Raw genomic sequence first — 10,833 nt, 5'->3', positions numbered from 1 at the left:
CTACTCCCCGATGTTACCGGAAATAGATTCAATCTGTTCGGAATAATCATCCAGGCGGTCGGCGTCAAATCCCGACTCGGCATCCATCATCAGGCGAGGCTCAAGGGTCTCGATCTTGTAAATGTTGCGGGTAGACTTCTTGGTGTTCTTGTTGTTGGACTTGACGTTCTTGGACATGTTTTTTGCCTTTTTAGTTAAAACTTTTCGTGTGGAATTTGTGAAAAATTCCGTTTAGGGTAAAACAACTACAGCGCACCTCAGGGTGCGTTGTAATTATTTTCAAAACTTTTGATTATTCTTCTAGTTTAGTACAGCGGACGGAGAAGCCAAAAACTTTTTCATCCCCATCATCTGCAGACGGAGCAAAATCAGTGTCTGCAGATATATTTGCATTATACACATACAATTTTTCATCATATTCATGTTCTTGTGGATAAAACCAATAAGCAGTCTTTTTCAAACGATCAAACCCCCCCTTTTTCGTTCTCTTTCCAGTTCCGGTCAGGGAAAATCCGCTGCTATTCGTTCCACTGAAACCATGCATCGAACGCATTCCCTTGACGCCGTCATCATTTCCTTCGGCATTTATCACTATGACATAATCATTAAAATTAAACAATCTCCAGCCATCGGGGCAGATTCCCTGGTGGTTCGGCTGGATCAAATCTGCACAACTTTCAGTATTGCAGCGGCTTGGCAGCTGCATCATCTCAGCCCACTGGTAGAGGCCTCCAAATTCGTCGCACTTGGTGGTATCATTGTTGTAGCAGTAACGTTCGATCTTGGAATCGTTGTTCTGGTCGTTTTCGCCGAGCACCATCTCGCCGATATTCAAGTTTTCTGCCATCACAGTCACCGAGGCAACCTTACGCACAGTATCCGTACCCGTTATTGTTATATAGTAATAGCTACGGCCATTGCGCGGATCCGTAAATGTCTTATAACGATTTTCACCTATACGCCAATCTTCCGCTAAAGCCTTGGAGTGGTCAAACGGCACATATTCACTGCTACTGGACTGCTGAGTGACGCTGGAAGAAGACTTCGCACTGCTGCTAGATTTTGCAGAGCTGCTGGAAGATTTTGCACTGCTACTGGACACACTTGTCTCGCTGCTGCTCGACTTCGGTGTGACGCTGGAAGAAGAAGACTTCGTACTGCTGCTGGATTTTGCATTGCTACTGGACACACTTGTCTCGCTCACGCTCGACTTCGGTGTGACGCTGGAAGAAGAAGACTTCGCAGATTCGCTCGACTTCGGTGTGACGCTGCTAGAAGACTTCGCAGATTCGCTCGACTTCGGTGTGTCGCTAGAGGAGGATTCCTCTTCAATGCTGGAAGAAGAATCGTCACCGGGACGGACAAAACTACTTTCATCGTCATCGCAAGCTGCAAGAACAAGGAACAGGCAGGCGAATGCCGTGGTCAATACAAATCTCTTCATATATCCTCCGAAGGGCCAGTCTAACAACAGACCGAGCCTCCATAAAAATAATAATTTTTTGTATCATAAAAAACGGTGTTTATAAAAAAACTTTATTTTGTATACACATCCGTCATATTTTTTAGCACAAAATATTCACCTTCATTGAATTACAACAGACGTGAATTTTTTTATACAAATCGGCGTTTTTCGATGTAATGAAAATGTAATTTTCAACAAAAAAATAGCGTACGCAGGACGTACGCCATCAAAGTTATTTAACGACTAAAAACTTATTTTATTTTTATTACTTCGCCTTCTTTTCGGCTGCAGCGCTCGGGGCCTTTTCGAGACCGAGATCGATGGTGCCGTACTTGGCTTCGTACGCCTTGAGGGTGGCGGCGAGCATGATGGCGAGGCGCTTTGCCGTGTACGGAGTCATCACGACGCGTTCGGCGATGTCGACGTTCACCTTGCTCTGGCCCATATTCCAAGCCTGGTTGAGGCCGAGGAGCATCATCACCTCTTCGCGGCCGGCCACGACGTTGGTGGCGTTCACGTAAAGGCTCTTCATGTTGGCGTCGTTCCAGACGACTTCGGGCTGGGTCATTGCACTCTTATTTTCTGCCATTGTTCAATCTCCTATAATGTTAGCATTTTTTTATACACTTTTATACATAAAATAGCAATTTATTGCTGAATTCCAATACAGGCTATATTATTTTTTTGCCTTGACAAAAAGTTGAAATTATTACTATTTTTCGATTTCCGTCTGGGATGAATATTTTTGTCCATACAAGGACAAAGGATGTAGGATGAACAAAATCGTTGTTCTGCTGTTTTTGTCAGCTCTTGTCGCCTGTTCCGTCACCGATTCCGAAAGCGAGAGCTATTCCAAATGGAACTACTCGGGCTACGTGCTCGACGCAAGTAACGGCCTGGGCCTCGACGGCGCCACTATAATATATCAAGACGCGAAAGGCAACAGCGACACGGTGACAACCGACGAAGACGGCTCCTTCTACATCGACGACCTCCCCTACGGAAGCCTCTCCTTCTCGTTCAGCTACACCGCCATCGACGGCAAGGACACCACGAAATACGCACCGAAGGTAATCACGGCCGGTTCCACCAACGAGTCCTCCTCCATGCAGGGGATCGTGGCGAGCGTGAGCAACGTCGTGCGCCTCTGCCCGTTAAACGCCGGCATCTCGGGTGAATTCTACATCCGCGACCCGGTCTCGGGTACGCCCATCCCCGTCGCCAAGGTGCCCGTGCAGGTGACGCACAAGGATTCCGCGTTCATCAACCTCGTATCCGACAGCTATTCCTCCAAGACGGACTCTCTCGGACGCTTCAAGTTCAGCAACCTGCCCGCCGATTCCGGGCTCCTGCTCAGCATCGCCCCCTTCACCTACAAGGGCCTGCGCTACATCCTTTCTTCCACCATTCTTCCCAGGCTTCCCGCCGCGCAGACAAAGGACATCGGCCGCGCCTACCTGGTGCAGGACACGCTCATCGTCGCAAAGCCGCGCATCAAGGCGAGCAACGTCATGGATTCCGACATGAACGGCTACAAGGACATCTCGCCGCTCCTCACGCCCTACTTCGTGTTCAACGAGGAACTTTCGGACAAGAGCCTCGGCGTCAAAATGTCGGGCGATTCCGCATTCATCCTCACGCCGACCATCCACAAAGACACGCTGTTCCTCAAGCACGACAGGCCGCTCCCGCCGAGCACCGAATACTCGACGACCATCGTCGCCTACACCAAGAAGAACAGCGAACGCATCGAAATCGAACTGAAAGACAAATCCGCCTTCACCACCGGCCGCGGGCTCTACGCGGTGACAAGCAACGCGTGGCCGCAGAACGAGAACTACAAGTCGGTGTTCTCCATCGACGACACGCTGTGGGTGAAGTTCTCCGAGAAGCTGAGCAGCAACGTGGAACGCGTGCAGTGGCACTTCATCGCCAAGGCCTCCAGGACAATCTCCTGCAACGGCAAGGCCGCTACCGCGGACGCCTGGATAAACAAGGACACGCTCTTCGTGCAGATGCGCGAGAAGATTCTCGACACCAGGAGCCCGGGCGATTCCGTGGGCATGGACGTCACCGTCTACGCCGAAAGCGGGCTGTACATCGAGCACCTGCTCATAATGGCCGAACTCGAAGTGCCTGAGTCCTCCTCGAGCGTGGCCGACAGCACGGCAAGTTCTAGCAGCGAGAACGCCCCCGAAAGCAGCGAAGATGGCGCAAGTTCCTCCAGCAGCGAACCGGATTCGAGCAGCGCCGAGAGCGCGCCGTCTTCGAGCGCCTCCGTGCCGACAAGTTCCTCGAGCAGCGAAAAAAGCAGCTCGTCCGTCACCGCCTCGTCGAGTTCCAACGCGGGCTAGTTTTTCCGGCTACGCTCTGACTGCATCTTTTACTGGATAACGCATTTTGAAACCTTTGTCTTTGATAATCGTTTTATTCGCCTTCGGGCTTTCGGCCGCCGCCGGCTTCGACGGAGTCACGGAACCTATCAACCAGGCGAAAATCGGGTTCACCGTCCCCGGCAAAATAGACAGCATCTGGGTCAAGGAAGGCGCATTCGTCCGCAAGGGCGACACGCTGATGAACCTCGTCAAGACCGAAGAAGAGCTGAAGGCCCGCATCACCAAGATTACCGCGAAGGACACCTCGAGCATCGTCTCGGCACGCGTCAAGATGGAAACCTACGAGAAGGACTGGCAGGTGACCAAGAAGCTCTTCGAGACGTCCAATTCCATCAGCGCCGAGCAGCTCTGGGAAAAGGAGATGAACTTCCGCATCGCGAAAGAGGAATGGGAAGCGGCGAAGGTGAGCAAGTCCAGGGATTCGCTCGAATACCGCATGGCGCGCGCGCAGCTGCAAAAGCAGTACCTCCTCGCCCCCTTCGACGGCGAAATCGTGAGCATCGCGAAGAACAACAGCGAGAGCGTCGAGGCGCTGGAACCCATCATCGAGATTGCCGACGTGCGCACCTGCCGCATGACCGCCTACATCATCGTGAACAAGGCGGATAGGCTGAAGGTCGGGCAGACGGTGAAACTTTCGCTGAACGGCTCGTCGAAGACCCGCACCAAGAAGGGGACCATCGAGTTCATCTCGCCCGTCGTCGACAAGGCGAGCCTGCTGCGCACCGTCAAGGTGATTTTCGACAACTCCAACCCATCCATAGAACCGGGCGTCACCGGAAAGATCCTGCTGCCGTAAGATGAAGGTCCGGTTGCCCGCATACGCCCTTCTGCTTTCCGCGGCACTCGCGCACGCCGCCGTGGCGACGGCCGCCCAAGATACCGCACGTATCCAGAAAGCCGTGCAGGCAGAAAACGCGCAGAACGCGGCCGATTCCGTGAACGCCAAGGCTTCCGCACAGACTGCAGCCGATACCGCAGCGGCAAAAGATTCCGCGAAGATCGCAGCCGATACCGCGCCGGCAAAGGATTCCGCGAAGATTGCGGCCGATACCGCGCCGGCCATCGAAGATTCGCTGGTTCTGGATTTCGAGAAGGCGCTGAAAGCGGTCATCGAGAGCAACACGGACGTTCAGGAAGCCAAGTACGAATGGCTCTCCTATTCCGAGATGGCGAAGGGCTACTACGGCGAATTCGAGCCGCACCTCATCGGCCGAGTGAACAAGGAACGCGCCGACAAGCCGGGCGCACTTTTCACCGAGACCAAGGACGAATACAAGATAGGCATCCAGGGCAAGCTCCCCACCGGGACGGAATACAACGTCGGGTTCAACCAGGCGACCTACACGCACAGCGACTACACCTCGGAACTCTACTTCGGCGGTGAACTGCGCCAGCACCTGCTCAAGGACGGCCTGCTCTACTTCACCCCCACCAACAACATCCGCCAGGCCCGCCTGCAGCGGGAAATCGCCTACCAGAAGTACCGCTACGCTCTGAACGAGATTCTCGAGAAGTTCCATGATTCGTACTGGAACTACTACTACGCACAACAGACCCTGATGTTCGCGACCGAATCGGCTCGGGTGGCAAAGCAGATAACCGAGGACGCCAGCAAGAGGCTCCAGCTGGGCATGCTCTCGTCGCTCGACTACCAGAAGACCATCGCCGAATATTCCGACCGCGAAAGCGCCAGGCTCGCGGCGCTCGACCAGTTGCGCGGCGCAAGGCTCACCCTGCTGCTCATGCTCTCGGTAAGCGACATCGTCCGCGACCCGCGACCCATCGCCATCAGGCCCGAAAGCGAGGTAGACACCACGAACGTCGCCGACAGCCTCATCGCCCCCGATTCCGTATGCAGCATGCACCCGGCATACCTGCAGCAGAAGGCGGAACTCGACCTGCGGGAAGAGGAACTGCACAAGCACAAGACGAGCTTTTTGCCCACGGTGGACCTGATCGGCAGCTACGGCATACGCACGCGCGACAAGGACGCCCGCAAGGCGGTGCGCGAATTCAAGCACCCCGAAGACAGGCAGACCGTGCTCGCGGGCGGAATCGAGATAGACGTGCCGCTTTTCGCGAACGTGCACGAACGGCACCAGATTTCGGCCGAAAAGGCGAACGTGCGGGCGGCGCGCACCAGGCTCGCGCTCATACAGAACCGCCTGTACGAAGAATACCGCATATTGCAGAACCGCGCTCGTGAAATCCGCGAACAGTGGAAATACAGCCGCACGGCGGTAACCTACCACGAGACCGAGCTGCAAGAAGAATTCAAGAAGATGGAACTCGGCAAGAGCAACTACCACCAGATTTTCGAGATGGAAGAAGACCTGCGGGCCGCACAGCAGCGGCACCTCGAGAACATGCGCGACCTTCGGGTCATCGACGTGAGACTTTCGAGGGCGAAAGGCAAGCTTTTGCTGCAGAACGGGCTGGAAAACTGGAAGCAGGGTGCGCTCATCCTGCGGGAGGAACTACTGCATGAGTAACGCCAAGCCGCAGATAGACGCATCCAAGCTCATCAAGGCGATGCAGAGCGCCCTGAACGGCTCCAATGCGAAAATCGCCCAGATGACGCACGTTTTCGAGGTCGCCCAGAACGTTCTGGAATACGAAAAGTTCAAGACGGCGGCACTCGCCCTCGTGGGCGGGCTGTGCGACAAGTACGGCGCCGAAAGAGTGAGCCTCGGCTGGGTGAAGCACGACTACGTGGTGCTCAAGTCCATCAGCCATACCGACCATTTCGAGAAGAAGATGCAGGTGGTAAAGGACCTCGAGGGCATCATGGAAGAAGCCTTCGAGCAAGACGCCGCCATAGTCTACCCCGCTCCCGAAAACAACGTGCTCTCCATCCGCGAGCACGAGGGGTACAGCCGCGCTTACCATTCCAAGTACATCCTCTCGGTGCCCGTGCGCAAGGGCGAAGACTGCATCGGGATAATCACCTGCGAACGCAATACCAAGCCCTTCGACGACCTCGATTCCGAACAGATCCACCTCACGGCGACCCTCTGCTCGGCAAGGCTCGTGGAACTCTACAACAAGAGCAACTGGTTCGGAGTCCGCATGCTCCGCTCCATGCGCAAGTTCCTCGCCAAGTTCCTCGGTTTCGAGCATACCTGGGCGAAGTTCTTCGGGATACTGGGAATCGCCTTCGTGCTGTTCGCCGTGTTCTTCCCGCTGCCCTACAAGGTGAGCGCCCCGGCCATATTGAAGACCGACAAGATTATCTACACCACCGCGCCCTTCGACGGCTACATCGATACCGTCTACGTGAAGCCGGGTGACGTCGTGTACAAGGGAAGCCCGCTCCTGAAACTCAACCAGACGGAACTCAGGCTCGAAGAAGCCGACCTGATGGCGCAGGAACAGGACAGCCGGCGCGAAATCCAAAAGGCGCAGGCGGCACACCAGCTCGCCGAAATGCGCATTCATCAGGCGCGGCTCATGCAGACCCTCGCAAAGCTCAAGACCGTGCGCTACAAGCTTTCCATGTCCACCATCGTCGTGACGGCAGACAGCGCCATCATCATCGAGGGCGACCTGCAGAAACGCCTGGGAGCGCCCGTGCATCAGGGCTCCGAACTGTTCCAGATGGCCTCCATCGAAAACATCTACGTCGAAATAAACGTTCCCGAAGAGGAACTGCGCAACGTGGAACTCGGCGGACAGGGACTGCTCGCCATCAAGAGCCGTCCGGACTACGTCTACCGCTTCAACACGACGCTCATAAGCCCCACCGCAGAAGTGAAGGACCAAGAAAACACCTTCGCCGTGCGCGGAGAATTCGTCTACAGGACGCCCGCGTGGTTCCGCCCCGGCATGACAGGCGTCGCAAAAATTTTCGCCGGAAAGAAGTCGCTCTGGTGGATTCTCTCGCACCAGGCAATCGATTACTTGCGCATCAAACTCTGGTGGTAAGCACCGATTGATGTTGCACAAAATGTCGAAAATTTTCCGTTCACATTTTGTATAAAATTTTCAAATTTATAAAGAAAAAATCTTATAAAGTTTTTTCTTTTTTGACTTGACAAAACATAAATTTGAATATATTTTTTGCATCCTTTTAGAGACGTTTACACACCTCAAAACACAAACGCGACCCGTTAACGCGGGTCGTGTTTTCCTTTTATACGAAGACTTCGTCGCAAGCAAGAAACGCCGTACAAAGCCCGCAGTATAAGGAACTCCGCAGGGGCCGGCGTACCACGAAGAATAAGCATTTTAACCTCGTTTAAATTTTACGAGGGTAAAGATGAAATTTCCGGCCATTTCTAAAGGTATCAGCGTTTCACTTCGCCCGTTCGGAAGTCATATATCCCGTAGGTGTAGAAAGGCTTCCCTTCCTCGAACTTTTGCCCTTCGCGCAGTTTCTTTTCGTACGAAGCCTTCAGCCGCTTGGTTATTTCCGCAATGATATCCTGCGAAACGATTCCATCTATGCTGTTCTGGTATTTCGCCGATTGGGCATCCTGGTACTTGAACTCAAACTTGCCCTTCTTGAACACCCCCTCGAAAAAGACACCGACAATCCCAGAATCAAACGCCTCGATAGCCTTCCCCACGAAATTGCCTTCCTCGTTGCCCTTGGAATCCACGACAACCCAGTTCTTTACCTGGTCCTGCGAAAAAGAGAGGGTATCGCCATTCTTGTACTCCTTGAGAAGCTGAATATCATTAACGATAATCCCTTGGAAACGATTTCCAAGGCATTGGGTAACCACAATAAAAACCATCTCCCTGTCACCGTTCTTGTCGGTAAGTTCGATTTGCACATCCAATTGACGTTTTTCGCGCACATAGTCGCCCGCGATGTATTTCTTCTTGACCGCAGGGAACGTCGCCCTAGCCTTTTCGATATACGGGGCGATGAGCTTACTCATTTCCGGAGTCATGCCAAACAGCTGGTCCTCGGCAGCAAACCCACCGACACACAGCATGAGCGACAGAAAAATGACTTTCTTGAAAAAACTGAATTTATTCATATCATTGAATATACGAAAAAATCCGCCCCGGAGGAGCGGACCTTAAAATTTCGAATTTGGATTAGAACCGAGTGAGACAAGGCGCGAGCCCCCGTAGCGTACAAAGCGTACGTGAGGGGGCGAGCAACGCCGTATCACGACGGTTATAATTCAAATTATCCGAGGGTAACTACCACTTTATGGATACCCTTCGTGAAGATCGGTGCAACATCCGCATCAATCTTCTGGCCATCGACGATCATCTCGACGACGCCCTTGCAGACGTGCTTCGGGTTCTTCACTTCGATTTCGTAGGTAGCACCGCGGAACTTGCGGGTCACCTTGAAGCCTGCCCACTTGGAGGGGATGCAGGGGTTCACGATGAGGCCCTTGAAGCTGGCGCGGACACCGATGATGAACTGCGTGGCGGCCTGGTAGGTCCAGGAGCTCGTGCCGGAGAGCCATGCGTTACGGCCCATACCGAACTGCTTGTGTTCGTCACCGAGGATGTTCTGCGGGTAGCAATACGGTTCAGATTCGAACTCGTCAAGCTTCACGTTCTTGGCAGCCGGGTTGATCTGGCTGTAGTACTGGAAAGCCATGTCGCCGCGGCCGAGGATGGTTTCGGCGATCATCACCCACGGGTTGGTGTGGAGGAAGATACCGCCGTTTTCCTTGGCTCCGGGAGGATAGGTGGAGATGCCACCCACGTTCGGGTCGAAGCCGCGGTAGCCCGGAGTGGAGCTCTTCACGCCGTTGGCGGTGTTGAGGAGCTTGTTCAGGCTGTCCATGCCCTGCACGGCGCGGTCACCGGTAGCGATACCGGAAATCACGGACCAGGACTGGCTGTTGCAGTAAATCTTGCCGTACTTGGCCTTGCTGGTGCCGTAGGCGTTGCCCTGCTTGTCGAACCAGCGGACCCACCACTTACCGTCCCAGGCGGCGTCGTTGAAGGCCTTCTTCACGTCTTCGTACCAGCCCTTGTACATTTCGACAGAGGCGGTATCGCCGAGGGCTTCGCAGATGTCCATCATCTCGAGGAGGGCCTTGGCGTAGAGACCGGTGTTGAAGGAGGATTCTGCACCGAGCGGCAGGTTCATGCAGTCGTTCCAGTCGGCGAAGCCGAGGAGCGGGAGGTTGTGCTTACCGAGGTGAGTACGAGTAAAGTTGAGGGAGCGCTTGAGGTGTTCGAGCACCGTGCCCTTTTCACGCTGGGCGCGCTTCTTGCCGGCTTCGTAGAACGGGATCTCTTCCTTGAGGAGGTCCATCTTGCCGGTTTCCTTGAGGTAGTTGGCCACAGTGAGGACAATCCACAGATGGTCGTCGCCGTACCAGTCGGCGTAGGCCGGATTGCCGTTCTCGTCGAGGACGCCCTTCTTTTCGCGGGAGTCACCGGCGTTAGCTTCGTTGCCGTTGTCTTCTTCGAGCGCGAGCGGAGCGTACTGGTGCATGGCGTTACCTTCCGGACGCTGCACGGAGAGCAAGTTCTTGGCGAGCTGGAGAGCTTCTTCGGGCATGTGGCTCATCACGCCCATGAGGTCCTGGCTGGAGTCACGGTAACCGATACCGCGGCTGGTGCCGTAGCCCAGCTGGTACAGGGACAGGTAGCGGCTCCAGTTCTTGGTGGTGTGGCACTGGCGCGGGTTGTGAACGTTCACCATGGAGTTGAACGCTGCATCCGGAGTTTCCACCTGGATAGTGGCGAGGTACTTCTGCCAGAAGGCGGCGAGTTCGTCGAAAGCCTTGTCGACGTTCTTCAGGTCGCGGTACTTCTTGATGGCCTTGGCGGCGACCTTGAGGCTCTGTTCCTGACCGAGCTGGGTGCAGGTGCGGAAGGTCTTGTTCGCAGCAATCTTGCCGGCGTGGATCATGAGAGCGGCAATGTTGTCGCCACGGTCGCATTCGCTGTTAGAAAGTTCTTTGTTGGCGAGGCTGAGCGGAGCGGCCCAAGAACCCATTTCGTTTGCGCCGAGGAACACGCGGCGGTCGCCATCGAAGCTAC

Annotated in this window: 9 protein-coding genes; 4 read left to right on the top strand and 5 right to left on the bottom strand. The window is 54.5% G+C overall.

Annotation, left to right across the window (positions count from 1 at the left end; translation table 11 throughout):
• The 3 genes from IK012_RS06230 to IK012_RS06220 all read right to left on the bottom strand — a co-directional run bounded on the left by IK012_RS06230 (nt 1) and on the right by IK012_RS06220 (nt 2,054).
• On the bottom strand, nt 1–177 hold the full coding sequence (locus IK012_RS06230; protein WP_290951993.1) for an LEPR-XLL domain-containing protein: 177 nt from the start codon (nt 175–177) through the stop codon (nt 1–3).
• A 115-nt stretch (nt 178–292) separates the two neighbouring features.
• Nucleotides 293–1,444 carry an FISUMP domain-containing protein gene (locus tag IK012_RS06225; protein ID WP_290951990.1) on the bottom strand — a complete coding sequence of 384 codons (1,152 nt, stop codon included), beginning with the start codon at nt 1,442–1,444 and terminating at the stop codon, nt 293–295.
• Nucleotides 1,445–1,730: 286 nt separating this feature from the next.
• Nucleotides 1,731–2,054, bottom strand: coding sequence for a DUF3467 domain-containing protein (locus IK012_RS06220; protein ID WP_290951989.1), 324 nt, complete (start codon nt 2,052–2,054; stop codon nt 1,731–1,733).
• Nucleotides 2,055–2,238: 184 nt separating this feature from the next.
• Between IK012_RS06220 and IK012_RS06215 the strand changes: the two genes are divergently transcribed.
• Genes IK012_RS06215 through IK012_RS06200 form a run of 4 tightly spaced genes read left to right on the top strand, consistent with a single transcriptional unit; the run spans nt 2,239 to nt 7,788 of the window.
• Complete coding sequence (locus IK012_RS06215; protein ID WP_290951987.1) at nt 2,239–3,819, top strand: carboxypeptidase-like regulatory domain-containing protein; 1,581 nt, start codon at nt 2,239–2,241, stop codon at nt 3,817–3,819.
• A 55-nt stretch (nt 3,820–3,874) separates the two neighbouring features.
• Nucleotides 3,875–4,660 (top strand): efflux RND transporter periplasmic adaptor subunit, encoded by a 786-nt coding sequence (locus IK012_RS06210; RefSeq protein ID WP_290951985.1) that lies wholly within the window; start codon nt 3,875–3,877, stop codon nt 4,658–4,660.
• Nucleotide 4,661: 1 nt separating this feature from the next.
• The gene (locus IK012_RS06205; RefSeq protein ID WP_290951984.1) at nt 4,662–6,356 is read left to right on the top strand and encodes a TolC family protein; all 1,695 of its coding nucleotides are present in this window, start codon (nt 4,662–4,664) and stop codon (nt 6,354–6,356) included.
• Entirely contained in the window at nt 6,349–7,788 is a 1,440-nt protein-coding gene (locus IK012_RS06200) for an efflux RND transporter periplasmic adaptor subunit (protein WP_290951980.1), read from the top strand. The genes IK012_RS06205 and IK012_RS06200 overlap by 8 nt, the downstream gene beginning before the upstream one ends.
• A 362-nt stretch (nt 7,789–8,150) precedes the next feature.
• Here the strand turns inward: IK012_RS06200 and IK012_RS06195 are convergent, their stop codons facing one another.
• On the bottom strand, nt 8,151–8,852 hold the full coding sequence (locus IK012_RS06195) for a DUF2314 domain-containing protein (RefSeq protein ID WP_290951977.1): 702 nt from the start codon (nt 8,850–8,852) through the stop codon (nt 8,151–8,153).
• A gap of 155 nt (nt 8,853–9,007) precedes the next feature.
• A partial coding sequence (locus IK012_RS06190) for a glycosyl transferase (RefSeq protein WP_290951974.1) occupies nt 9,008–10,833 on the bottom strand: 1,826 nt, incomplete at its 5' end.

Source organism: Fibrobacter sp. (genome assembly GCF_017551775.1).
Lineage (GTDB): Bacteria > Fibrobacterota > Fibrobacteria > Fibrobacterales > Fibrobacteraceae > Fibrobacter.
This window is presented reverse-complemented; position numbering and strand designations above follow the sequence as displayed.

What these genes read in the sequence shown, in the direction of transcription:
- IK012_RS06230 (WP_290951993.1), bottom strand. Translation starts at nt 177, where the DNA reads ATGTCCAAGAACGTCAAGTCCAACAACAAGAACACCAAGAAGTCTACC.
- IK012_RS06225 (WP_290951990.1), bottom strand. Translation starts at nt 1,444, where the DNA reads ATGAAGAGATTTGTATTGACCACGGCATTCGCCTGCCTGTTCCTTGTT.
- IK012_RS06220 (WP_290951989.1), bottom strand. Translation starts at nt 2,054, where the DNA reads ATGGCAGAAAATAAGAGTGCAATGACCCAGCCCGAAGTCGTCTGGAAC.
- IK012_RS06215 (WP_290951987.1), top strand. Translation starts at nt 2,239, where the DNA reads ATGAACAAAATCGTTGTTCTGCTGTTTTTGTCAGCTCTTGTCGCCTGT.
- IK012_RS06205 (WP_290951984.1), top strand. Translation starts at nt 4,662, where the DNA reads ATGAAGGTCCGGTTGCCCGCATACGCCCTTCTGCTTTCCGCGGCACTC.
- IK012_RS06200 (WP_290951980.1), top strand. Translation starts at nt 6,349, where the DNA reads ATGAGTAACGCCAAGCCGCAGATAGACGCATCCAAGCTCATCAAGGCG.
- IK012_RS06195 (WP_290951977.1), bottom strand. Translation starts at nt 8,852, where the DNA reads ATGAATAAATTCAGTTTTTTCAAGAAAGTCATTTTTCTGTCGCTCATG.